We start from the raw sequence: 24248 nt of genomic DNA, 5'->3' as shown, positions 1-24248 counted from the left end.
GATTTTTCTTTTTTAAAATGAAATATTTTTTATTTGCTGAAAAGGGTTGGCCTTATTAATGTTCAAAGTAAACGTAATTTTTTGATAGTATTTTTCCAAACCCAAAGAACCGCTTTCCTGATTTTCTTTGATATTATTAGTTGTAACAATAGGAAAGTGAATTTCAAAAATTTCTGGAAGTATAACAAGGCTAATCCCAAATTCTGCTGCAATATCAAATTCATCCTTTCTGTCGATAAAAGCAGAAAAGCCTACATAAGGTTTAAGCGGAATTTTACCGGGAAAAGTACTTTCGACCAATACAGAGCTTAAAAACCTGTCTGTATCACCCACAATTGTTCTGGATTTAAAACCTCCATCTTTGGTGACAATTTGTTGCCCAAAAACCGGATCAAAGCCATTTCGGTCGAGAAAATTGTGGTCAAAAAGATAATCGCCCTGTACAGGAATAAGCGCTGCACTTCCACTGCCTGTTGAGCCACTTAGCTGCAAGCGAGGGACAGCCGGGCTGATAGTGCCAGGTGCCCTGTTGTTCCAGAGAAATCCTCCCGCAAAAAGACGCACCTTCACAGCTTCTTTGCCTTTGCGATAGGGAATATCAAAATTAAATGTAGCCTGGGCAGTTCCGAAAGTTTCTCCCTGCCGGAATGAAGTTTCAAAATTCCAGGGCAGCAGTGGATTGCTGTTGTTGATGTTCAGTGCCGCTTCATTTACATAAAAATGATAATTCCTGGTCTTTGGAATGAGGTAATCCTGCCAGATGTTTACACTTCTCAGGTTTAAGCTTACTGCTATTGGTGAAAGCACATCTGCTTTTTTAAAGGCAATTTTTAAATAAGGATTGGCTTTGTGAAAACGCTGAATTTCCGGAAATAAAAGATAAGAAAATCGCGAAGCAGACATGCCCAGTTTCCACTCTTTTACCTTACCGGATTGTGGCCACCAATTGTAATTGATATTTCCGGTTCCACTAAAATTATAAGTGGCTGTAGAATACATGGGCAACAGTTCAAACTGCAACTTTTTGTTCAGCAATGTGTGGTTGTAAAGAGCCACCCCCAACAAGCTTTTGTCGTAATTGTTCCAGGCAAACACGGGAAAGAAATACAATTCGGATTTTTCGGGATGATCAATACTGCCCAGGAATTGAAAGCGGATTTTCTCTAACCTGTTGGCAGAACCTGCCATGCGGTAATTGTTGTTTTGTGTATTGAATTCGGGCAGCCTTCGTTTGCGGTCTATATACAAATGGGTAGCTTTTTGTTTTTTGACCAAAACCCCGGCTTTGCCTTCAAATCCTGCTATCCAAGTTTCAGACAATAAGGAATCTTTATGGTATTGCTCTATGGGAAAAGGGCCGGAAAAATTTGTTTTGTTCTTTATTTTAAGCTCATACAACTTATTATTTCCTCGTACTTTTTCTATTGAGTAATCAATGCGTTGGTCTTTTTCGATCAACTCTTCAAAAAACCAGGACAGGTCTTTTCCGGTGGCATTTTCAAAGAAATTTCTGAAATCATCCGGATGATGATGTCTAAACCGGTACTCTTGGAAGTAAGCTTGCATGATTTTATCAAAGCGATCTTGTCCCAAATACTGACTGAGGTAGTCAAAAGCCATTGCACCTTTGGCATAGAGCATTGCCCCGTAATTTAAGCTGCTGAATTCCTCTGAATGCAATCCTACGGGCTGACTTTCATTGCGCCTTGCTGAAAAAAGATAAAACAAATTGTTTTGATAATTGTGCTCAAAATCTCTCAGTCCAAAAAAATCAGCCAATTTGGGAAATTCATTTACCAGCTTCCAGTCGGGATGCTGTTCCAGGATATAGCGTTTTTCATAATAGCTGTTGATGCTCTCGTCCAACCAGGGAGCTGCCCTTTCATTATTCGCCAACATTCCGTAAAACCAATTGTGCCCAATTTCATGCACCAACACCGTTTCCAGTGCATTTAAACTGCCCACTTCACCAATGACTGTGATTCCGGGATATTCCATTCCACTGCCCGCACCAAGTGCCCCACTTACTGCACTAAATTCAGGATATGCATAAGTGCCAACTTTATCATTGTAAAAATGCAAACCCTGTTCACAAAAATCCAGGGCTTTATGCCAAAGTTTGCGTTCTTCGGGCAAATAAAAGCTTTGAATCAATACAGAATCCTCACGTCCTTTTAATTTAATTTTTCGTTGTGCTGTCAAATACCTTTTATCGGCAAACCAGGCAAAATCATGGGCATTTTTCAATTCGTAGTTTAATGTTTTATTAGTGCTGTCTGATTTGGGCACTTCGCGATGCCACTCATCAGTATTTGAAAGGTTGGACGACCATTGGCCTCTTTTTTCCAGCCAGTCTCTCTCACTTTCAGTAGTCAATTGGCCGGAGGCTGCTACCACATAATTGGCCGGAAGTGTAATACGGACATTGTAATCGGCAAATTCAGAAAAAAATTCTCCCTGATCGAGATAGGACATTGGATGCCAGCCTTCTTCATCATAAACTGCAGGTTTTGGATACCATTGGGTAATTTGATATTGCTGATTCTTATGGCCCATTCTTGAAAAAGGAGCGGGGATTTTCACCTTAAATGGTGTTCCGACTATTACTTTTTCACCGGGAAGCAATTCCTGCTGAAGCTGCACAATAGCCAATTCCATATTGCTGCTATCAATATGCCATTCAGCAGCTTTGTTATCCACAATAAAATTCAATTGATTGATATACCCTCTTTCAGATTCATCTGCATAGTGAAAATCCGTTTGCTGCAATTTGATCTGTTGCTTTGCAAAAGGAGTATAACGATCTTTGTAGGCGTTGGGCCAAAGATGGATTAATAGCTCGTGAAGCGTATCGGGTGAATTGTTGTGGTATTCCATTTGAACAAAACCACTCAATGTACTATTGTTATCATTTAAGCGCACATCAATATCATACACAATATGCTGTTGCCAGAAAGCAGGTTTAGCGATAGCAACAACAGTTAAGAAGAAGAGAAAAATTACCGGGAAAGCCTTTTTAAACAACATTTTTACTGTTTTCCACTACAAAGTGTTATTAACTAATTTCCCTAAAATTAAAATTGATTTTGTTCTTTTCTTAAATTACTTTTGAAATCAGATTTAAGCAAGCCTATGTTTGAAAGAAATTTTGATGAAAAGCATTATAAAGCGCTCACCAGACTGGTGAAAAATTACGAAAATAATGCTTCTGGACTATTTGACGAGGATTCATTGGAGCAAATCATAGATTTTTACGAGGACAACAATGAATTAGAGAAAGCCCTCAATGCTGCGGATGATGCAATCAATCAGCATCCATTTTCTTCTGTTTTTATGGTTAAAAAGGCTCAGATATTTTTCGATCTGAAGCAGTTTGACCAAGCACTTGATCTTTTAGACAAAGCACTGGTGCTCGATTCGCATGATATTCAAATCTATTTGCTACAGTCAGATATCCAGGTTTGGCTCGGGCATTTTCAAAAAGCAGTTGATACCATTCTCGATGCCATTGAAGTTATAGATGAGAGAGAAGAATTGCCCGATTTGTATCTTGAGCTGGCAGATATTTACGAGGAATGGGAAAAATACGATAAAGTTTTTGAAGCATTGACCGCAACGCTGCATCATGATCCTGAAAATGATGAAGCACTCAACCGCCTTTGGTTTTGTGTAGAGCTTTCAGAATGTTTTAATGAAAGTATCACTTTTCACAAAGCTTTTATAGATGAAAATCCTTACAGTTACCTGGGCTGGTTCAATCTAGCCCATGCATATGTGGGCATTGGAGTGCATGAAGAGGCCATAGATGCTTTTGAATTTGTAATGGCGATTAATGAAAATTATGAATACGCCTATAAAGATTGCGCAGATGTTCTGATGCTTACGGGCAATTATAATAAAGCTATAGAATACTACTCAGAAGCGCTTAAACGCTCTAAACCCTATAAAGAACTGTATATTAAGCTTGGAGAGTGTTTTGAAATAAAAGAAGATTATCAGAAAGCGCGTTTTTATTATCGCAAAGCATCTAATATTGATCCTTATTTCGATTCTGCCTATAATAAACTGGCACACACTTATCTTTTAGAAGGACGTCCTCAGATTGCTATTCCGCTGTTTGAGAAATCCTGTGAACTGCTCCCTAATAGTGCTATTTACCTTACTGATTTGGCCGAGGCATATAAAGAGGCCGAAGCTTTTGAGCAGGCAGACAAATATTTTGAAAAAGCACTGATTGCTGAGGAACAGGTTTCAGAAGAAATCTGGGTTAAATGGGCCATGTCAAAGATTGCTGCCGGAGATTTCAGCGATGCGCTCGCTATTATTGAAGATGGTGAAAGTCGTTTTCCTGATACACCCGAAGAGCTGAATGTAGCCAAATTTGTTGCCCTTTATATCAATGGAAAAAAACTGGCAGCTTTTGCGCTTATAGAAGATTTGCTGGAAAGCAACAAAATGACCATTTCGATGGCAATAGCACTTTATCCACCACTGCTTGATGATGTGAAAATTATTGATTTGCTTGATGAATATGATGTTGAGCTTTAATTTCCTTTTATTAAATTAAGTGTTCCGCCTAGGAAAGCGCAAAAGGAAACTTTCCTGTAATCCCTTGTTTTCTTTCTTATTTTTGCCCAATGAAAAAAATTGTTGGATTGTTTTTCAGGGGCATGGCCATGGGTGCTGCTGATGTTGTTCCAGGAGTATCAGGAGGAACCATTGCTTTCATTACCGGTATTTACGAGGAGCTTTTGCGCTCCATTAAATCAGTGGATCTAGAAGCCCTTAAATTGCTTTTTAAATCCGGCCCAAAGGCTTTTTGGGAAAAGATCAACGGTACATTTTTACTGGCACTTTTTACCGGTATTATTTTCAGTGTGATTTCACTTGCCAAAGGCATTACGTATTTGCTCAATGAGCATCCTGTATTGATCTGGTCCTTTTTCTTTGGGCTGATCATTGCTTCTGCCATTTATATTGGAAAGGATATTCCAAAGTGGAACATTAGGAATGTGTTTGCTTTGCTTGTAGCTGCATTAGTTGCCTTCTATATTACGCTGGCCACGCCTACTCAGGGGCCCGAGGCACTTTGGTTTATTTTTCTTTCGGGCTTTATTGCCATTTGCGCCATGATTTTGCCCGGAATTTCCGGCAGCTTTATATTACTGTTATTGGGTTCTTACCCTATTGTGCTGGGCACTGTTAGCGATACATTGAGCGCGATTAAAGCCAGTGACTGGGATTTGATCGTTTCAGGAATGACTCTCATTTTGATTTTTATCCTGGGCTGTGTAATTGGTCTAATGAGCTTTGCCCGATTGCTTAGCTGGCTCTTTGCTGCACATAAAAATTTGACTTTGGCCATACTCACCGGTTTTATGATCGGTTCCCTAAATAAAGTATGGCCATGGAAAGAAACATTAGAATTCAGAGTCAATAGTAAAGGAGAGGAAGTGCCTTTTTTGGAGCAGAATATCTTACCCGCTGCCTATGAGCAAATGTACAATACACCTTCGCAATTGCTTCCTGCTATTGTACTGATGGTATTTGGCTTTGGCATTGTGTTTTTGATTGAAGGAGTGGCTAAGAAGATAGAAGATAAATAAACTTCTTGCTTAATTACCAAAAGCATTATCAAGTTACTTCTTAGTAAGTTACTCTTTAGTAAGTTACTCTTTGGTAAGTTGTTTTTAATTGCTATATTAGAGGCGTGGAAGAAAACTCACCTTTTAAGTTTGGCAATATCGCCCGCAGATTTGCTTTTGTAAACCGTGAAGAGGAAATTGAACGCCTTTTGCTGAGTTTTAGAAGCAGTATTAGCGTTACGCTTATATCTCCCAGAAGGTGGGGCAAAAGTTCTTTGGTGGCTAAGGCGGGGGAAAAACTAAAAAAAGAAGACAAAAATTTTAAGGTAGTGTATATTGACCTTTTTGGTATAAGTAGCAGAGAGGAGTTTTATGGAAAATTTGCCTCTGAGGTAATAAAATCCACTGAAAACAATATAGAAGGTTGGATGCGTACGGTTAAGGATTTTCTGGGTAAAATTTCCCCGAAAATATCCTTTAGCCCAAACCAAATGGACGATTTCAGTATAGGATTTGATTGGAGCGAAAAAATAAACCCAGATGATATTTTAAGTCTGCCCGAAAAAATAGCAGTACAAAAAAAGATCAAAATCCTTGTATGCATTGATGAATTTCAAAACATAAGCGAGTTTGATGATCACAAAAATTTTCAAAAAAAACTTAGGGCAAACTGGCAACAATTTGAAAAAACCAGCTTTTGCCTTTATGGCAGCAAGAGGAATTTGATGTCAGAATTTTTCAATAAACAATCCATGCCGTTTTATAGGTTTGGTGAATTGATGTTTTTGGAAAAAATAGAGGAAAAGCATTGGTTGAAATTTATTGTTTCTGCATTTAAGAAAACAGGAAAGAAGATTGGCAAAGAAAAGGCTATGGAAATTGCCAGGTTAATGGAAAACCATCCCTATTACGTACAGCAGCTTTCCCATAATATTTGGGTGATTACTGCAAAGGAGGTAGATGACAGGGAATTTGAAAAAGGATTGGAAAACATGCTGTACCACAATGCCATACTGTACCAGAGAATTGTAGAGGATTTGTCTGCCGTTCAGATTCAGCTTTTGAAGGCCATTTGTAAAAATGAAAAGCATTTGTATTCTAAAGACACTATTAAAAACTACAACTTAGGAACCTCCGCAAATGTAAACAAAGCCAAAAAGGCATTAGAGGACAAACAGGTAATTGATACATTTACGGGAGAAATAGAGTTGGACGATCCTGCTTTTGCGCTGTGGTTTAAAAGATTTTTTATGAAAATGAAATTGCCCTACAATATTTAGCCAGGCTGCAAAATTTGCAAAATGTTTAAAGGGATACAGCAAAAATTATGACCAAGCAAAAAGATACCTATGGCCTAATCGGCAAAAAGCTTTCCCATTCTTTTTCACAATCTTTTTTTTTGAAAAAATTTAAAGGTGAAAATAGAGCTGCCAGATATCTGAATTTTGAATTGGAAACCATAGCAGAATTTGAAAAACTGATTTCAAACAATCCTGGGCTAAAAGGCCTAAATGTTACCATTCCCTATAAAGAGGCGATTATTCCCTATTTAAACCATGTCAGTTCTGCTGCGAAGGAAATAGGGGCAGTCAATACAATTCAGTTTAAATTCGGTCAATTGATCGGACACAATACAGATGTTATTGGTTTTGAAAAATCAATCAAACCTTTACTGGATGATAAACACCAAAAAGCATTGGTATTGGGAACGGGAGGTGCTGCCAGGGCAGTAGCCTATGTTTTGGGAAAATTGAAAATTGACTATCAATTTGTTTCACGAAAGGCTTCAAAGAATGCCATTTTCTATGGGGATTTGACAAAGGAATCGATTTTAGAACACAAATTAATCATCAATTCTACGCCATTGGGAATGTTACCAAATGTGGATGAAGCACCCAAAATACCTTACGAGGCTATTGGAACAGAACATTTGCTTTATGATTTGATTTACAATCCGGCAGAAACACTTTTTTTAAAAAAAGGTCAAGCACAAGGTGCACAAATAAAAAACGGACTGGAGATGCTTGAACTGCAGGCACTGGCAGCCTGGAGTATTTGGAATAAATAAAAAAGGAAATGCCACAGAGACATTTCCTTTTATAATTGTTGAGTTTGTGTTATTGCTTATTCATCAATGGCATCATCAACCAAAATTCGGCCACAGTTTTCGCAAACAATAATCTTTTTGCGCTGGCGAATTTCCATTTGTTTCTGAGGAGGTATTTTACTGAAACAGCCGCCACAAGAATCGCGTTCTACTTTCACTACAGCCATTCCGTTTTTGTAATTATCACGGATGCGAGCGTAAGCGGTTGACAGACGATCTTCAATTGCTTTTTTTGCCTTATCAGATTTTTTCTGCAGCGATTTCTCTTCTTTTTCAGTCTCTTTGGTGATTTTCTCCAGCTCTTTTTTCTTGACTTCTAAATCTTTTTTCTTATCCTCCAAACGGGCAAGGGATTCTTCTTTAAATTCCGATTTAGAATCAATAGCACTTTGTGCTTCCCTGATCTTTTTTTCGCTCAATTGCATTTCCAGGGTCTGCATTTCTACTTCTTTGCTCAAAGCATCAAATTCACGACTGTTTTTCACATTGTCCTGATGCTCTTTGTAGCGGGCAATTAGTTTTTCAGAATCCTTAATTGCATTTTTTCGCACTGCAATTTCTTCTTCAAGGCTGGCGATTTCGCTTTCTATTTTTGAATATCGCGTTTCCAATCCAGCAATTTCATCTTCAAGATCATTGACCTCAATGGGCAACTCTCCCCTCAGTGTATTGATCTCATCAATCTGGCAATCTATTGTCTGCAACTCGTGCAGAGCCTTAAGTTTTTCTTCTACAGAAGCTTCTTTTACAGCAACCATTAGTAATAATATTTTATTGGGTTAGTATTTACTTCGCTTAAATGAAGTGCAAAGTTACTAAATTTTTCACCTAATATCTCAATGAGTAATTGCGGGGTAAATTGCTCACTTTCATAGTGTCCGATGTCGGCAATCAGGATTTTCCCGTCAGCATCAAAAAACTGGTGGTATTTGAAATCTCCTGTGATAAAAACATCGGCATTTTTTCCAACAGCATGATTCAGAAGAAAAGAACCCGCACCGCCACACAGGGCAATTTTCTTAACAGATGCCTTTACAGGTTCTGTGTGACGAATAACTTTGCAGTTCATTTTCTTTTTTAATTGTTTTAAGAATAATTCTACCGGGATGGCTTCAGGCAGATCACCTATCATTCCGGCTCCGAGAGAAGCATCGCTGTTTTCCAGCACAATAATATCATAGGCCACTTCCTCGTATGGATGTGTATTTATTAAAGCATTTATCACCTTGGACTTAACTGCTGCGGGGAAAATCATTTCCAATTTGATCTCATCCACTTTTTCCAGTTGGTTTTTCGTGCCAATTGTGGGATTGGTCGTTTCATCTCCTTTGAAAGTGCCAAACCCCTTTACATTATAACTGCATTCACTATAATGGCCTATAACACCCGCTCCTGCTTCTGATAGTGCCTGCCGTACTTCTTCCACTGCTTCTTCCGGGCAAAAGGTGATTAATTTTTTCAGTGGATTTTTCATTGGCGACAATATCCTTGTGTTTTTCAATCCGAGTTTATTGCAAATCATGGCGTTTACTCCACTGGCGACATTGTCCAGATTGGTATGTATGGCATAAATGGCAATATCATTTTTGATGGCCTTTATGATTACTCGTTCAATATAATTGGATCCGGTAAGTTTTTTAAGCCCCACAAAAACAATAGGGTGATGGGCGATGACCAAATTGCATTTTTTAGCAATGGCTTCATCAATGACGGTCTCTATAGCATCCAGGCATAAAACTGCACCTTTAAATTCCCAATCTTTATTCCCGGTAATCAGCCCTGCATTGTCATAGCTTTCCTGGTATGTAGGCGGAGCAAATGTTTCTAAAGTTTTGATGATATCTTTGAGTTTCATATGCAGATCTGATTTTAAAATTATTCTAACGAATGTAATGAATTCAGCAATTTTGCATAAAAATAAAAGATGGGAAATTTTGGCAAAGGACTCTTGTGGACATTTATAGCTTACTTGCTGGCTGTATTAGCTGCATGGTGGAGCATCGAAAATATTGATGCCGGAAATATTTATCTCAATATTTTTATAGCCGATGCCATTGGCACCATTGTGATTTTTCTCTTTTCTTTTTTCTTCAAAAACTCCAGTTTTTACGATCCATACTGGAGCGTGGCGCCAATTTTTATAATGGCCTGGCTGATACATATTGCGCCCGAATCCATTCCGCAGGTGCGGCAAATGTTAGTGGCATTGTTGGTTTTTGTGTGGGGTGCTCGACTGACCTATAATTTTTATCGCGGCTGGCCGGGTATTCACAAACAGGATTGGCGCTATGATGATTTGCAGGAGAAAAACGGAAAATGGTATTGGCCGGTGAGTTTTTCAGGCATTCATTTTTTTCCTACCATTTTGGTTTTTCTGGGCTGCTTGTCGCTTTTTCCAGCACTGTGTTTTGGAGAAAATGCTACCAATGTATTCGATTGGATAGGTACTTTCGTAGGCTTTTCAGCCATTGCCATTGAAACCATCAGCGATCAGCAATTGCACGATTATGTAAAGTCAAAACCGGATAAATCAAAGGTATTTAAATCGGGATTGTGGCAATATTCCAGACATCCCAATTATTTTGGTGAAATCCTTTTTTGGTGGGCCTTGTACGTTTTTGTCCTTGCAGCAGGTTTGGAATATTGGTGGTGCTTTATCGGGCCACTGTCCATTACACTGCTCTTTAAATTCATCAGTATTCCAATGATGGACGAGCGCATGGTAAAACGCAGGCCTGCCTACAGAGCGCATATGGAGAAAGTGAATGCGCTTTTCCCGTGGAAACCGAAGTTAATTAATCCCTAATTTTGCCCACATGCTTAAATCCAAAGTAGATTACTCAAATTTCCGAAAAGCTCTATTATGCTTGTTCAGCTTTTTGATTTTTATATCATGCAACTCACAACCCACAACATACAGCGAAAGAGCAATAAGCCACGACATGTGGAATACGCTTTTGGAAAAGTATGTAAGTAAGGAGGGAGAAGTAGATTACCTTGCTTTTAAAAAAGATACCGCACTTTTTTACCGCTATCTGGACTTGCTTAGCAACAATGCCCCTGATCCAGAAAAATGGACACGTGAAGAGCAACTTGCCTTTTGGATCAATGCCTATAATGCATTTACCGTAAAATTGATTATTGATCATTATCCGCTGCAAAGTATCAAGGACATTACCGCTTTGAATATACCCAAAATCAGCAGTCCATGGACTATGAATTTTTTTGAGATAGGTGGGAAGTCTTTTAACCTGGATAAAATAGAGCATGAAATCCTGCGCAAGGAATTTGATGAACCGCGCATACATTTTGCTGTGAATTGTGCCGCTGTTTCCTGTCCTAAATTGCTGAATGAATCCTATAAAGCAGATAAGCTAGATGAACAGCTCGAAAAGCAGGCAAGCTATTTTCTGAATAATTCCGGAAAAAACAAGCTGAACAAAAACAAAGTATCCCTGTCGAAAATATTTTCCTGGTACAAGGCTGATTTCACCAGTAAAGGCACTTTAATTGATTTTCTAAACCGTTATGCTAAAATGAAAATCAATGCGAATGCTGAAATTGAATACCTGGAATATGATTGGGGGTTGAATGAGTAATCAATACTTTCTGCCTTTCCACCTATATTTGGAAAATTGTGAAGCCGCGCCCACACAAACCGTGTAAAGCATGTGCGGTATTTGGAAAATAGGGGAGAAGCGCATCAGTGTTTTGCGCCCGAAAAAGCTGCAACCGCTGTTGAGAATAAGTGCATCAGATAGAAATTTGATGGTGAAGCCCAACAAAAACACCTTTAAGACTGCATAATCAAATATTCCCCAAATCAAGGTTCCCAGCAGGATTAGGTTGAAAAAAAATACTAAAGCCATAATTGCCGTAATCCACCACTTGCCAAACTTTGCCGATTTGGAGGCCCAGCGCAATCTTTGTTGCCAAAAACTTGAAAAATCTTTTGCAGATACAGTGCTGACAATTGCATTGGCGTTTTTCAGAAAGAACACTTTGTCAGGAAATTTTTCTTGAAGTGCAAACAAAGTAAAAACATCATCACCGCTGGCCAATCCGTTTTTTTGTTTTTGCAGGCTGTGTTCCAAATAGGCTTTGCGCTCAAATGCGAGATTGGCGCCATTGCACATCACCGGTTTGCCCAATGCAAAGCTGCCTCCGGTAAGTACTTGAAGACCAATAAAATCAAGGCTTTGGAATAATTGAAATACTTTTAGATTTCGTTCAAAAACTACAGGGCCAGCAATTAATTTAGCATTGTCTTTTTCAAATTTATTGATAATAGTACGCAGCCAAAGCTCAGGAAGTCGGCAATCGGCATCAGTAGTGACAATCAATTCGGCATCAGAAGTCTGAATGCCTTTTTGCAAGGCTACTTTTTTTCCGCTTTCATCATCATTGAGTGACAATAAACGAATATTATTTGTTTCCACGGATTTGATCAGTTCGCTGCCATTGTCTTGCGAATGATCATCAACCAGGATGATTTCGAATAATTTCTCTGGATATTTTTGAGCTGAGATATCCTTTAGTAACGCGGGTAGATTTTCCGCTTCATTCCTGAAAGCAATAACAATGCTGACTTTAGTTTGCGGAACAAAACTTTTGCGCACCCAATCCGGGGCAAGGGTTTTCCAGCCCAGGAAGATAAACACACACAACAGTGCATAAACAATTGCAAATGCCAGCATCAAATAGATCATTGCTCAGCTAAAATATGTTGAATTATCGGATTTAGCGATTCATCGACTATAAAATGCCCGCCATCTGCCCAATTTAAAGTGGAGCCAGGGATTAGCTTATTGAGTTGTTTGGCCAGTTTTGGAGACAAGATTTTATCCCTGCGCCCAAATAGAATATGTGTTTTGATCTTGTGGTTTTCGATGAATTCAATGACTTCATCCAATGGCTGCCAAAAATACAACATGCTTTTCCAGGTCATAAAAGAGCGTTTTCTGCGTCTTTCACTGGCAAGATAATAATGCATAAACTCAATCTGTTGGGTATTGAGCAGTCCGATTTTTTTAAAAAGGGGTAAAATTTTGAGCAAAGGTTTGGCATTGTATAGCATTGCCCGGACAATTTTCTTTATGCGGGGCTTGTTCAGTGCGGGGTGGTTGATTTTATTGAGTTTAACGCCATCCATGGCAATAAGAAAAATTCGTTCGATGGGTGTTTGGATTTTAGTCAAGCCGTGCAAGACCATTTTTCCACCCATGCTAAAGCCCATCAGACTGATGGACTCCAGCCCTTGCTCCTTTGCAAAATCATCGACCATCTTTGCCCAATCGGCATCCGTGCAGGCACTTTTGCTGTTCCATTCCGTTTTTCCATGTGCAATAAAATCAAAAGCGTAAATGGTATAAGTCGATTCAAGGGCAGGCAGCAGTGGTTCAAACATTTTGCCGGTCTGGCCATAGCCGTGAAAGGCCAAAAGTCCCTTGCTGCCATAACCGAATTTATAATAATGCCAGCTGTTGAAATTTTGGTGGAAGAAATGCTCTGACATATGAAATAAAAAAACGGGTGTGAATCACTTCGCCTCGGGCGGCAACATTTGTTTGATCATTTCCTCTACTTGTTTTGGATCCTGGTTTTGCAACATCATGGATACATCGATAATTTGCACATTAGAGCCAATTGAAAACTGCTCTGAATTAAGGCTCATTTTTTCAAATTTCATATCGAAATCCTGGGTGCTGTCGTCTTTTTTGCTTTTCAGACTTCCGCTCAATGGGAGTCCTGTTACACTTTTTATATCTAAAACACTGTACAAGCCAGAAAAATCATAGGGAGGATTTTCACTAACCCAAATATGGCCTGACCATGCCTCATCATCTACCAAATACTTTCTGCATTGTTGTCCGTTGATATTTTTTGTTTCACTTGTTTTCTTCATAGTCTGCTCATCATCCATTCTTTCAATAGTTGACATATCGAAAGGAGCAGAGCTGCCCATAAAAGTTTTCAAACCTCCTGCACTTTCCAGGTATTTAAGGTTAAGTTTTATAGCCATTTTATTGCCCTGATTCTCGGTAAGTATATGCATATCACCGCTTTTCGAATTTATTACGACCTTCATTTTTTCATCGGCCTGAAACAGCAGTTTATCTCCCTGAATTAAAAGGGGAAAGGAATATTCACCGGCATTTTTACCGGTAGTTTTTCCGCTAAGGGTTAGTTTTCCTTCAAATGTTTCTGCTGCTATGCTTGGAAAAGCAAAATAGAAGATTGTCAAGATTAAAATAAAGTAGGTTTTCATGGGGTGGTTTTTATTTTTAGCTAATAAAAAAATTCAGGAATTCTATTTCCAAATATAATGCCAGCAATAATTAAAGCTGCAATTGCTGCCAGTAAAACTGCACCTGCCGCTATATCCTTTGCCTTACCCACTAATGGGTTTTGATCCGGGTGAAAAGCATCTGCCAATGTTTCCAATGCAGAATTGATCATTTCTAAGCTTATTACCAATGTACAAATTAAAACGATAATCAGCCATTCTGTTTTACTGATACTAAAATGCCAACCCACTACAACAACGACAATTACAGCCAAGACATGTCCCCGCATATTTTGTTGACTCAGCGCAGCATAAATGCCTTTTGAAGCATAGCCAAAACTTTTTATTAATTTGCTGATATTCACTGTTTAAATATAAAGTGATGATTTTCATTCGTCAAATCATGCAATCGCTATTCAAATGCATAAAGCGGGTTTAAATACCTGCTCAAAATACATGGTTTTTAAAAGTTGTACGAATCAAATGCTAAAAATTTGAGCTCTTAAATACTTATCGAACTCAGGTTAAAGCTTCAAACGCACTATATTTTCAAATATTCGTCAAATTTGTGAATGTCCTCTGTTTTGCCAAACACAAATAAAACATCATCCTGTTTTACTTTTTCATCCGGTTCGGGTTGCGGAATATAGTCATTACCCCGCTTAATGGCTAAAACTGTAATTCCAAAATTTCTGCGCAAATTTGATTCAATAAAGGATTTGCCTACAATCTTGTTGTTCTCTTGCTCTACCCTTAAACTGGCAATATCAATTTTTGGAATATCAAAAAACAGGCTTTCGGGTGTGGCCTTGCTTTGATCCTGATTGATCAGCAGGTCGTAGTTCTGTGAGCGGATGTGATCTACAAAAGCCCGGACTTTATGCTCGGTAACCAGGTATTTTTTCAGCACTCTTGAGAAAATCTCTATGGAAGTTTCAAATTCTTCGGGGATTACTTCATTCGCACCGAGTCGTGTCAATTCTTCCATTTCCTTGATGTAGCGCGTTCGGACAATGATATAAATACTTTTGCTCAAAAGCCGCAATTGACCCACAACTGCTTTTGTGGCCTCCGGGTCTGAAATAGCCACTACGGCAACCCGTGCTTCATGCGCATGAACATGATGTAAAATAGCATGTTGGCGAGCATCCCCATAAACGATAGGCTCCCCTTTTATTTTCATTTCCTGAGTAGTTTCAGGATTGAGCTCAATGATCACATAGGGAATATTTGCACTGTTTGCAGCACGAGATAGATTTTTTCCATTCAAACCATAGCCGATAATAATCAAGTGATCTTTTAATGTTTCTGGTTCAAATTCTTCAGAAGCTTTTATTTTATCACTATTGCCTAATTTTTGGCCGATTTTTGAGGTTAAAGGCGCGCGCAAAAACCATGCTGCCAGTTCGGATGATTTATTGTAAACAAAGGGCGTTATGGCCATTGACAAAATAGAAGTGGCCAAAAAATATTGGTACAGGTCATCGGTAATCAAATTATATTTTAAACCAGTTGTAGAAAGCAAAAAGGCAAATTCACCGACCTGAAACAGGGTAAATGCAGATATCAGAATGGTCTTGGCATCGTAGCGCAAAACAAAGGCTGCCAGGCCTACAATGATAGATTTAAGTAGTATTACAGCCAATGTTAGCAGGACAATCCAGTGGATGTTTTCGAGAAAAAATCCAATATTCAGCAACATGCCTATCGATACAAAAAAGAAGCTGATAAATATTTCACGGAAAGGCAAAATATTGGCTGTGGCCTGATGGCTGTAATCCGATTCGGAAATAACCAGCCCGGCAAAAAATGCACCAAGTGCCAGTGACAATCCGGCAACTGAAGTGAGCCAGGCTGTGGCAAAACAAAGTACGATTATAGTGAGAATAAACAATTCCTGGCTGCGGGTTTTTACTACCATTTCCAGGGTTTTAGGAACCACATATCGCGCCATTAAAACCACAATTGCGATAACCACAATTACTTTTACAGCCATCATTATTAACTCCATTGCAACATTGCCCGATTGGTCTGTGAGCATTGGGGCCACCAGCATCATAGGCACTACAATTACATCCTGAAAGATCAGAATACCAATTGCAATCCGTCCATTTGGTGTAGTGAGCTCTCCTTTGCTTTGCAGGAGTTTCAAAACAATGGCGGTACTACTAAGCGAAAGCAAAAAGCCGAGGAACAAAGCTTCGTTCCAGGAAAGGCCCAATGCAGAAGCTATTCCAAATACGGCTGCTATAGTACCAAATACCTGCACAAAGCCACCGAGCAGCACCGTTTTTTTTATGGCCATAAGGCCTTTGAGCGAGAACTCAATACCAATAACAAAAAGCAGGAAAATCACGCCAATTTCAGAAAGCATTTCTACTTCATGTGATGCTTTTACAAGGCTCAGACCATATGGACCGGCTACCATTCCAGCCAATAAAAGCCCCAAAATAGAAGGTAGTTTAAGACGCTGAAATATTAATATCAGCAATACTGACAGCGACAGTATAATTACAATTTCTTTGAGTATAGGTATTTCCATATTTTGCTAAAATACAAAACTTGGGCTTTGAATGTTCAGAGTATTTTATTGAGGTGCATTCACAACATGACTCCAATCCATAATATGGGTATATATACAAGCCATTTAAGCTTAACGGAAGATGCTATTTTTATTAAAAAAGTAGAATGTATTCTACAAATTACCATAAAATATGTAGAGTACGATCTACAAATTTCATGTTTTGGGCTATCTGCATTAGCACTATTTATCCACCGGCTTATCGTCTTTCCATTGGCCTTCGTAGCGGATGTTCCCGTTTTTGTCAAAGAGTTTTCCAAAGCCATTTCTACGGTCGTCTTCCCAAGCACCTTCGTAGCGCTCACCGCTGGGCCAGTGATAAGTGCCTTCGCCATCCCGTTTTCCCTTTTTGTACTCGCCTTCGTATTTCTCACCATCGGCCCATTCAAAGGTACCTTGTCCATGCCTTAAATTGTCTTCCCAATCTCCGCGATAGATGCTTCCCGTGGTCCATATTCCCACACCGCCACCATTGGCTTTTCCATTGCTTACCTCGCCCAAATAGTTAACGGTAGTTCCCTTGATGCTTTGAAAGGTCAAAACCTGAATTTTTTCCTTGCGGTTCAGTGCTTTTTCCTTTTGCTTGAGTGATGCTTTTGCGCTTGAAAGTGCAGATTTAAAAGAATCCGTTTTGCTATTGTATTGGTTTTTGAGTTTTTCCAAGTCTGCTTCCAGGGAGTTGATCCGCTCATTTTTTACACGCAGCACCGATTGTGGAATCGTATTCTCGGAATTGGCATCCATTTCCTTGGCAATGGAAATATTCTTTTTGGATTTTTCTATTCTGCTTTCCAATTTTTGAGATAATTCATTGCTTGATACATCTGCTAACAAATCTTGGTATTCTTTCTGGGCGGACTCATAGTTTTCTTCCAATATCAATTTCCCATCAATGGCAATTATTTTGGCCAGAATATCTTTCTCCGATTCAATGGCGCTGACATCGGATTTCAATTCCTTCAACTCTTTTTTGTGTTTCTTTCCATTAAAAAATGCCCAAAAAAACAGGGCGAGCAATAGCAGCAACAAGCCTATAAAAATTATTGCTGAGGAAAATCTGTAATTATTGAGAGACATATATTATTAGTGATTAAAAGTATTGTGCAATTAGAAAGCTAAAATAGCATCGAAATAGCTTAGTCCATAATATTGATCTCCGGTATTTTTTCCTTGAACTTTCTAAAATCCAAGGAAATATAGACATTTGCTCTAATTATCCATCTTGCCCTATATTCATAGCCGGCATCAAGGGTTTGACCAGTTGTGTACATTATCCCAAGGGAATAGGCCAGTTTTGGGCTGGCAATATAGCCAACATGAGGGAACAAGCGTAAATCCTCAAGCGGACTATCAACAACGGTTTTTCCGCTCTGCATAATCAACTCGACATCTGGGCTGAAATAAAATGTTCCTGGTATCAACTTAGGATTGTTGATGGGGATTTTCATATAAAACTTATAGCGAAACCTATTTCTAAATGTAAAATCCGCCCCAATCTTGTTAGACCTGTTCCAGCGGTGCTCTATCCTAATCCGGTGATAAATCCTAAAACGATTAATGGCAGGCATGGCAAAAACAAACTCATACCAAATTCTCGGTTCTAATACTAAGGTCCTTAGATTTTCATTTCCCGGTTCTGGTGTAAAATTCAAGCGCAGCACACCACCTACTGTAGTACTTAGGTTTGAATTGAATAAATATTTTATACCGTGCCTATTGTAAATTTGGCCATCCCTACCCAAAAAAGGAATATTGTTGTGCTCTTGCCTTCTGTAGTGCAATTCACCTGCCCAAAAGAGTTTTTTAGACAATCTAAAATTGGCATAAGAACCCAGCCAAAGTGCAGTACTGGCCTTTTGGGTTTGCGACCTATCAGGCCTTTGCGCATTTATTTCTTGGCAAAAGCCCAATAATATCAAAAGCAATGCCGTATATGTGAATTTATATTTGGGCATACTTTTAATCCTTCCTGTTTTTAATGGATAAAATCTGCATTATTTCTTCTATCGAACCTGTTCTTCTTAGCTGTCTTTCTATGGTTTTTGTGTCTTGCTCCCTCAGCTCCAGCATTCTGTCATGCAACAAATCAAAAAACTCTATTTTTTCGTTGATTTTCGCACAATTGATCGAAGCTGAAAGTTCTTCCAAAAAATAGGGAAACAGATCATTCTCAAAAGCTTTGTACAGCCTTTCCTTCATCCGCTCTTCCATATCCGTATATGTGTATGGATTCCATACTACACGGGTATAGGCTTCATCCAGGGCCTCTAGTTTAGAGGGAAATTGCTCTATCGAGAAATAGCTTGATATCATTTGGCTAAAACAATCGGTAATATCTGAAATGGTGTCGATTTTCTGTTCCAATTCTAAGCTGGCATAGGTCTCAAATTCTTTTTGAACATATGCTTTCACTTTGCCAGCAATTAATTTGTGATAAATATTGAAACTTTCATCCGTTTCTGTTTTTCCATACAAATCCAAAAGGCTGTCTTTCTTTTCTACCAAGTATTGTTCCTTTTCAGAAAGCAAACTTTCCTTTTTGTATTTGCCTAAAATCTTGGCTGTTTCCTTATCAATTTCTACCAGATCCTTTCTTATGAATTTTAAATGGCCGACCAAGGCATTAGGTGCGTTGTTTTCCTTTTTTAAGTCCTCTGGAAAATCATGGTTTTTTGAGTTGCTCTTGTTCTTGAACAAATAGCTCACTTCATCTGGGTATTTTATTTCTGGAGCTAATTCGCTTAAAATTTCATCGCGATTGATGTACTCAAATTCGGGTCGTGAAATTTGCTTTACAAAAGGATGGATTTTATCAATTTGCGCAGCGTATATCCGCATGATTTCAAAATAAAAAGCTATTTCCTCATAGGAGTTTTTACTCACATCTATTTGTGCATCTTCAAAATAGCTATCAAGCATATCCCTGGTGCTTTCTAGTAGATGTGCCAAGTCTTTCAGCGTGCTTTTTTCTTTTGCGCTAAATGGAAATTTCCTGATTTTTAGCCTTGCATTTTGAAGCGCTTCGCTACCCGAAAGCATTTCCCATATTTTCAAATCCCCATGATCTGAAAATGCAAACAGCGCATCTTTCAAAAACCCATTGGCATTTTCTATATAAGTCAGCGCTTTTTCAGATTCCAATACTTTACTGTCTGAATTTTTTACTCCAAAATTGGTGTGGTATATAATTTGAAAATACGTGGCGCTCACCTGAAGTTCTTCCCATTTTTCATTGGAATTTCCCAAGGAAGTATCTAGCCCCACATGCTCCATGGGCAGGGTGTCTTTGTCCAATATAAAATAATGCTTTGTGAAAACCCCATGCTCGTAAACCCTGTGTTCTGCTAAATCATTGCTGTGTGAAAATACCCATGTTCCGTCCACCAGGCCTTTGTCGTCTATTTGACCGATAATGCGCATTGAGTCATTAAAAGCATTGAAATTGCCAGAAATGGCTCCTGCCTTAAAATTCGTTTGGGCAAAAAACAAAGTATCCGCTGGCTGGGAGTCTATTATTTTCTGAAGCAGAAATTGCCATTTGCCCTCCGCTTTCCCATCTTTAAATTGCCCACTTACAAAATATTCCCTGCCATTGGTTTTGTAAACCACATTATATCCATCAAAAGTTGATTGGGCATCTGTCTTTAAAAGTTTAGAGCTGTAAGTCCATTGGCCATTTTTCATTCCCTTGCTATATTGGCCAGAAATACGCTTGCTTTCCCTTAGGCTGTCATTTTCCTGCAATTGCGGATTGCTTTGAAATTGAAAATCACCTTGCTTTACGGTATCATCGTCTGCAATAAAAAATTGAAAATCCACCTGTCCTTCAATTCCACTTTGTAGCGTGTACTTTCCTTGGAAGCGTTCAGTATTCTGCGCATTGGCATCTTGAATTTGGAATAGTGCCAAAAAAGCAATGCTCAATAAAATGATATGGTTTTTGAGTAATACCAAGTGAAAATTTATTTGCTAAAGTAATTCCAATGTTAAAATTATATCGGAAGAAAAGAATAAGCAAGTGTTTAATTTTTCAAAAAAACTTTTACAAATTCAGAGTTGGCCTATCTTTAGCCGACAAAAAAATGAAAAAAAACTAGCACTTTAATTTTATGATAGCCAAAGATTGTTAAAAACATAGCTATGGGTAAATTTATGGCCACTTAATCTTAAAACATGCAATATCCATTTATAAATGATTCGCGCAATGCCGCAATCAAAATTTACAAGCGACTGAAATTAGATTTGGTTTTCAACACCTCTACTTTCACGGGTAATTTTATCATTGCGTTAATCATCGCCTATTTTTTCCGCTCGCTTGGCTATGGCGATGCGGTGGATTATGTTTTTTTCCTCACCATTTTGGCGATAGGGCTATGGATTACCGAATCTATTCCGCCTTTTGCCGTTGGTATTTTCCTCATTGCCATGCTCGCCTTTGGCTTTGGTACAGATTTTTTATTGACAGAAAGCAGTCCTGTAGATAAATACATCGGCACCTGGACCAGTAGCGTAATTTGGTTGCTGCTCGGTGGGTTTTTTCTTGCAAAAGGAATGAGCTTGGTGGGTTTGGACAGGGAATTGTTTCGATTTACGGTAAAGCGATTTGGCGGAAATCCTGAAAAATTATTGCTGGGACTGATGTACACCACGGCATTTGCCAGCATGGTGATGAGCAATACGGCCACTACTGCCATGATGATTTCGTCCATTGTGCCATTGGTGAAAAATCTTGGAAAATCCTCTCCCTATTCCATTGCCCTGCTCACGGGCATTCCCGCAGCAGCATCTGTGGGCGGTGTAGGGACTATTATTGGGAGTACACCAAATGCCATTGCCATTGGGGCTTTGCAGGAAATCGGCATCAATATTACATTCATTGAGTGGATGGCCGTGGGTTTTCCTACTGCAATTTTATTGGTTTTTCTGTTTTGGAAATTTCTGACCAAGCGCTTTAAGCTTTCGGATATTGAAATTGATACGAGCAGTTTGACAAAAATCGAAAATGATGTAAATCCCAAAAAGCGCATGGCGGTATTGATTACGCTTGTTGTTACGGTTTTACTCTGGCTTAGCGAACCCTTGCACGGAGTGCCAATTGCCGCAACTTCCGCAGTACCGATTGTGCTGCTGACCCTCACCCAGGTAGTAAGTGCAGAAAGTGTGCGCACATTGCCTTGGGACACCTTAATGTTGGTTGCAGGAGGATTGGCAATGGGCATTGCCATTGTAGATGTGGGATTGGCAGAAATCATTATGGGATTTGTTTTGGGCTGGCCATTGCCCATTGCTATTATCGTGGTGATATTTAGCCTTATTGGCGTACTGACCTCCAACGTGATGAGCAATACAGCAGCCTCTTCTATTTTAGTGCCATTGAGTGTGGCTTTGCCCGCCAGTTTTGGAATTGCTACTCCGGTAATTGTGGCCATTTGCTGCTCCAGTGCGCTTTTGTTGCCGGTTTCCACGCCTTCCAATGCCATTTCCTACGCAACGGGATTGATCGAACAAAAAGATTATTATCCGGGCGGGATTTTCCTAATTATTGTAGCACCAATTGTAGCTTTTGCCTTTGTAATGGCCTGGGCTTGGTTTTATATTTAAGAGCTGAGCAATAAATAATTTCCGAACTCAGGTTTATAGGTTAAGTATTGCAATATTTTCAAAATGTGCTGCTCCAAATTCTTTCACCAGCCAAGACTTGCCCACTTGCCTTGCTCCGTTTAGTATCAAAGGCTTTCTGTGCTTTTTATCCTTCCATTGGATCAAATCCTTAAGTTTGTTTCTAAACATATCTACCTATTTATTCTAAATTGCTTATTTAAAATAAATACCTTGTTTTGGAATCAAATCGCATCATGAAAACTATTGAGCTTATTTTTAAGCTGAAAGTAATTTGATTTAAAGCATAGGCACTGCGAATATTTGAGGCTAAACTACAGAAATGTTTTCCTTAATGCACTCTGATAATTTTAAGAAAGATGTTTTATCAAAAGAAGCGAATTTCTTAAGGATTAAAGATTTATGAACGGTGAACAATTCATTGGTTCTTACTTCACTTTTCTTTCTTAAGGGTCTATCAATAAAATCCTGCTTTATTTGATAACTAAACCGATCGTTTCTGATAACGGAAGTAATTTTAGCTACAATAAAATGCTCTTTGTTGATCGAATTTTTGGAAATAATGACAACCGGGCGTTGTTTTGTCTTGGAAAGATCAGTGAATGGATAAGGAATAAGCACAATATCGCCTTGATTGTATTTCATGGTCAATAATTATCCCAATGCGCATCAGCATCGCTGTCCCAATCTGCTTTTAGTACCGGAATGCTACTTTTATAGGAACTGTGCACATCTGCAATTTCAATAAGACTTTCGTAAAGCACATCTACGGTTTCAAAAAACTCCTCGCTTGCATCTTTGAAATTCTTAAACTCTTTACCCTTAACAGGTTCGAGCATATTTCTTACTTTTTCTATTACAGGCATGATTTGCGATAGTGTTTGCAATTCTTTTTCAGCCTGCTTATGTGAAAGACCTTTGATATAGAATAATGCCCCTCTTAATTTGAGGTTGGCATTTTTGATCTTTTGAACAGCAAAGCTTTCGTAATTTTCCCAAAAGGCTTCTGCCAAATTAAAAGAAGAAAGTACTCCAAATGTTTCAAGAATATCCCTGGAATAATTCAATTGATGTACCATATTACAAAGATACGTTTTTAATGACAGTAAAGTTTCTTAAGCTACTGCATGGAATTTAGGCAAAAAACAGGCAAATACAAGTGAAAGGTTTATCTGTGAATGTCAGTGGAATTAAAGATGATGATTACATCTCTCTCACTGATATTGCCAGACACAGGGATAAAGAAAGAAGCGACTATATTCTTCAAAATTGGATGCGTAACCGAAGCACAATCGAATTTCTTGGGCTCTGGGAACAATTAAATAATCCTGATTTTAATTCCATCGAATTCGATGGGTTTAAAAATATGGCAGGATCAAACAGCTTTAGTATGACACCTAAGCGCTGGATTGATTCAACCAAGTCAGTCGGCATTGTATCAAAGGCAGGTAGATATGGAGGAACTTATGCTCATCGTGATATAGCGTATGAGTTTGCTTCTTGGATAAGTGCCGAATTCAAATTGTATTTGGTTGTAGAATTTCAGCGCCTTAAAAAACAAGAAACAGGTACAAAGCAACTTGAATGGAATTTCCAGCGCACACTGGCCAAAGTTAATTATCACATCCACACAGATGCTATTCAGGAGAAACTGATACCTGAAAAACTCTCAAAACAACAAGTTTCTTTCATCTATGCCAATGAAGCAGATGTCTTGAATATGGCTTTGTTTGGCAAAACAGCTAAACAATGGCGTGAAGAAAACCCTGATGAAAAAGGGAATATTAGAGACTATGCGTCTCTCGAACAATTGGTCGTATTATCCAATATGGAAAGCACTAATGCTTTGTTGATCCATCAGGGAATAGAACAGCCCGAACGCCTAGAGCAGCTAAACCAAATGGCCATTACCCAATTGAAGTCCTTACTGAATCACAAAAACAAAACCAGAAAATTGAAATGATAGTGACCTTTTGTAGGCCAAACGGAAATGCCTTGCGAATGGATTGGAAAGCCTAAAGAAGATACATTTGGCTTAGCTTATCAATTACGGAAAGAACAAAAAGCCCT

General features: G+C 38.8%; 22 protein-coding genes. 8 read left to right on the top strand and 14 right to left on the bottom strand.

Annotation, left to right across the window (positions count from 1 at the left end; all coding sequences use genetic code 11):
• Positions 1–12: 12 nt before the first annotated feature.
• On the bottom strand, positions 13–3027 hold the full coding sequence (locus WD048_00160) for a M1 family metallopeptidase (GenBank protein ID MEX0810592.1): 3015 nt from the start codon (positions 3025–3027) through the stop codon (positions 13–15).
• Between the two features lie 105 nt (positions 3028–3132).
• On the opposite strand from WD048_00160, the gene WD048_00155 reads away from it, so the two are divergent.
• From WD048_00155 to WD048_00140, 4 genes are all read left to right on the top strand, one after another.
• Positions 3133–4548, top strand: coding sequence for a tetratricopeptide repeat protein (locus tag WD048_00155; protein ID MEX0810591.1), 1416 nt, complete (start codon positions 3133–3135; stop codon positions 4546–4548).
• Between the two features lie 89 nt (positions 4549–4637).
• Positions 4638–5606, top strand: a complete 969-nt coding sequence (locus tag WD048_00150) for a DUF368 domain-containing protein (protein ID MEX0810590.1) — start codon at positions 4638–4640, stop codon at positions 5604–5606.
• Positions 5607–5710: 104 nt separating this feature from the next.
• Positions 5711–6865, top strand: coding sequence for an ATP-binding protein (locus WD048_00145; GenBank protein MEX0810589.1), 1155 nt, complete (start codon positions 5711–5713; stop codon positions 6863–6865).
• 47 nt (positions 6866–6912) lie between these two features.
• On the top strand, positions 6913–7653 hold the full coding sequence (locus WD048_00140; GenBank protein MEX0810588.1) for a shikimate dehydrogenase: 741 nt from the start codon (positions 6913–6915) through the stop codon (positions 7651–7653).
• A 56-nt stretch (positions 7654–7709) separates the two neighbouring features.
• Here WD048_00140 and WD048_00135 read toward each other — a convergent pair whose 3' ends face one another.
• Together WD048_00135 and WD048_00130 are read right to left on the bottom strand one after the other, a co-directional pair.
• On the bottom strand, positions 7710–8450 hold the full coding sequence (locus WD048_00135) for a C4-type zinc ribbon domain-containing protein (protein ID MEX0810587.1): 741 nt from the start codon (positions 8448–8450) through the stop codon (positions 7710–7712).
• On the bottom strand, positions 8450–9547 hold the full coding sequence (locus WD048_00130; GenBank protein ID MEX0810586.1) for a Nif3-like dinuclear metal center hexameric protein: 1098 nt from the start codon (positions 9545–9547) through the stop codon (positions 8450–8452). Before WD048_00130 ends, WD048_00135 begins: the two co-directional genes overlap by 1 nt.
• Before the next feature lie 69 nt (positions 9548–9616).
• On the opposite strand from WD048_00130, the gene WD048_00125 reads away from it, so the two are divergent.
• Both WD048_00125 and WD048_00120 read left to right on the top strand, forming a co-directional pair.
• Positions 9617–10498, top strand: coding sequence for a DUF1295 domain-containing protein (locus WD048_00125; GenBank protein MEX0810585.1), 882 nt, complete (start codon positions 9617–9619; stop codon positions 10496–10498).
• A gap of 10 nt (positions 10499–10508) precedes the next feature.
• Positions 10509–11291 carry a DUF547 domain-containing protein gene (locus tag WD048_00120; GenBank protein ID MEX0810584.1) on the top strand — a complete coding sequence of 261 codons (783 nt, stop codon included), beginning with the start codon at positions 10509–10511 and terminating at the stop codon, positions 11289–11291.
• Here the strand turns inward: WD048_00120 and WD048_00115 are convergent, their stop codons facing one another.
• The 8 genes from WD048_00115 to WD048_00080 all read right to left on the bottom strand — a co-directional run bounded on the left by WD048_00115 (position 11292) and on the right by WD048_00080 (position 20513).
• Positions 11292–12401, bottom strand: a complete 1110-nt coding sequence (locus WD048_00115) for a glycosyltransferase (protein MEX0810583.1) — start codon at positions 12399–12401, stop codon at positions 11292–11294. It lies immediately after the preceding gene.
• A complete protein-coding gene (locus WD048_00110; protein ID MEX0810582.1) occupies positions 12398–13207 on the bottom strand; it encodes an alpha/beta hydrolase in 810 nt (269 codons plus the stop codon). The genes WD048_00115 and WD048_00110 overlap by 4 nt, the downstream gene beginning before the upstream one ends.
• A 24-nt stretch (positions 13208–13231) precedes the next feature.
• Positions 13232–13960 (bottom strand): hypothetical protein, encoded by a 729-nt coding sequence (locus WD048_00105; GenBank protein ID MEX0810581.1) that lies wholly within the window; start codon positions 13958–13960, stop codon positions 13232–13234.
• A 20-nt stretch (positions 13961–13980) separates the two neighbouring features.
• Positions 13981–14343 carry a diacylglycerol kinase family protein gene (locus WD048_00100; GenBank protein MEX0810580.1) on the bottom strand — a complete coding sequence of 121 codons (363 nt, stop codon included), beginning with the start codon at positions 14341–14343 and terminating at the stop codon, positions 13981–13983.
• 176 nt (positions 14344–14519) lie between these two features.
• Positions 14520–16520, bottom strand: a complete 2001-nt coding sequence (locus tag WD048_00095) for a cation:proton antiporter (protein ID MEX0810579.1) — start codon at positions 16518–16520, stop codon at positions 14520–14522.
• A 222-nt stretch (positions 16521–16742) separates the two neighbouring features.
• Positions 16743–17636, bottom strand: a complete 894-nt coding sequence (locus WD048_00090; GenBank protein ID MEX0810578.1) for a hypothetical protein — start codon at positions 17634–17636, stop codon at positions 16743–16745.
• A gap of 59 nt (positions 17637–17695) precedes the next feature.
• Positions 17696–18514, bottom strand: coding sequence for a DUF2490 domain-containing protein (locus WD048_00085; protein MEX0810577.1), 819 nt, complete (start codon positions 18512–18514; stop codon positions 17696–17698).
• A gap of 4 nt (positions 18515–18518) precedes the next feature.
• Complete coding sequence (locus tag WD048_00080) at positions 18519–20513, bottom strand: hypothetical protein (protein ID MEX0810576.1); 1995 nt, start codon at positions 20511–20513, stop codon at positions 18519–18521.
• Between the two features lie 219 nt (positions 20514–20732).
• Here WD048_00080 and WD048_00075 point away from each other — a divergent pair, with 219 nt between their 5' ends.
• Positions 20733–22160 (top strand): DASS family sodium-coupled anion symporter, encoded by a 1428-nt coding sequence (locus WD048_00075; GenBank protein MEX0810575.1) that lies wholly within the window; start codon positions 20733–20735, stop codon positions 22158–22160.
• Positions 22161–22193: 33 nt separating this feature from the next.
• Here the strand turns inward: WD048_00075 and WD048_00070 are convergent, their stop codons facing one another.
• The 3 genes from WD048_00070 to WD048_00060 all read right to left on the bottom strand — a co-directional run bounded on the left by WD048_00070 (position 22194) and on the right by WD048_00060 (position 23257).
• Entirely contained in the window at positions 22194–22349 is a 156-nt protein-coding gene (locus tag WD048_00070) for an AAA family ATPase (GenBank protein MEX0810574.1), read from the bottom strand.
• Positions 22350–22487: 138 nt separating this feature from the next.
• Positions 22488–22823 (bottom strand): type II toxin-antitoxin system PemK/MazF family toxin, encoded by a 336-nt coding sequence (locus WD048_00065; protein MEX0810573.1) that lies wholly within the window; start codon positions 22821–22823, stop codon positions 22488–22490.
• A 2-nt stretch (positions 22824–22825) separates the two neighbouring features.
• Complete coding sequence (locus tag WD048_00060; GenBank protein ID MEX0810572.1) at positions 22826–23257, bottom strand: hypothetical protein; 432 nt, start codon at positions 23255–23257, stop codon at positions 22826–22828.
• Between the two features lie 80 nt (positions 23258–23337).
• On the opposite strand from WD048_00060, the gene WD048_00055 reads away from it, so the two are divergent.
• The gene (locus WD048_00055; protein MEX0810571.1) at positions 23338–24141 is read left to right on the top strand and encodes a KilA-N domain-containing protein; all 804 of its coding nucleotides are present in this window, start codon (positions 23338–23340) and stop codon (positions 24139–24141) included.
• Positions 24142–24248 lie beyond the last annotated feature (107 nt).

The organism is Chitinophagales bacterium (genome assembly GCA_040877935.1).
Classification (GTDB): domain Bacteria; phylum Bacteroidota; class Bacteroidia; order Chitinophagales; family CAIOSU01; genus JBBDNB01.
The sequence above is the reverse complement of the archived record's forward strand: the minus strand, read 5'-3'. Positions and strand labels throughout refer to the sequence as shown.

Coding starts and splice junctions, on each gene's coding strand:
- WD048_00160 (MEX0810592.1), bottom strand. CDS start 3,027: ATGTTGTTTAAAAAGGCTTTCCCGGTAATTTTTCTCTTCTTCTTAACT.
- WD048_00155 (MEX0810591.1), top strand. CDS start 3,133: ATGTTTGAAAGAAATTTTGATGAAAAGCATTATAAAGCGCTCACCAGA.
- WD048_00150 (MEX0810590.1), top strand. CDS start 4,638: ATGAAAAAAATTGTTGGATTGTTTTTCAGGGGCATGGCCATGGGTGCT.
- WD048_00140 (MEX0810588.1), top strand. CDS start 6,913: ATGACCAAGCAAAAAGATACCTATGGCCTAATCGGCAAAAAGCTTTCC.
- WD048_00135 (MEX0810587.1), bottom strand. CDS start 8,450: ATGGTTGCTGTAAAAGAAGCTTCTGTAGAAGAAAAACTTAAGGCTCTG.
- WD048_00130 (MEX0810586.1), bottom strand. CDS start 9,547: ATGAAACTCAAAGATATCATCAAAACTTTAGAAACATTTGCTCCGCCT.
- WD048_00125 (MEX0810585.1), top strand. CDS start 9,617: ATGGGAAATTTTGGCAAAGGACTCTTGTGGACATTTATAGCTTACTTG.
- WD048_00120 (MEX0810584.1), top strand. CDS start 10,509: ATGCTTAAATCCAAAGTAGATTACTCAAATTTCCGAAAAGCTCTATTA.
- WD048_00115 (MEX0810583.1), bottom strand. CDS start 12,401: ATGATCTATTTGATGCTGGCATTTGCAATTGTTTATGCACTGTTGTGT.
- WD048_00110 (MEX0810582.1), bottom strand. CDS start 13,207: ATGTCAGAGCATTTCTTCCACCAAAATTTCAACAGCTGGCATTATTAT.
- WD048_00105 (MEX0810581.1), bottom strand. CDS start 13,960: ATGAAAACCTACTTTATTTTAATCTTGACAATCTTCTATTTTGCTTTT.
- WD048_00095 (MEX0810579.1), bottom strand. CDS start 16,520: ATGGAAATACCTATACTCAAAGAAATTGTAATTATACTGTCGCTGTCA.
- WD048_00090 (MEX0810578.1), bottom strand. CDS start 17,636: ATGTCTCTCAATAATTACAGATTTTCCTCAGCAATAATTTTTATAGGC.
- WD048_00085 (MEX0810577.1), bottom strand. CDS start 18,514: ATGCCCAAATATAAATTCACATATACGGCATTGCTTTTGATATTATTG.
- WD048_00075 (MEX0810575.1), top strand. CDS start 20,733: ATGCAATATCCATTTATAAATGATTCGCGCAATGCCGCAATCAAAATT.
- WD048_00070 (MEX0810574.1), bottom strand. CDS start 22,349: ATGTTTAGAAACAAACTTAAGGATTTGATCCAATGGAAGGATAAAAAG.
- WD048_00065 (MEX0810573.1), bottom strand. CDS start 22,823: ATGAAATACAATCAAGGCGATATTGTGCTTATTCCTTATCCATTCACT.
- WD048_00060 (MEX0810572.1), bottom strand. CDS start 23,257: ATGGTACATCAATTGAATTATTCCAGGGATATTCTTGAAACATTTGGA.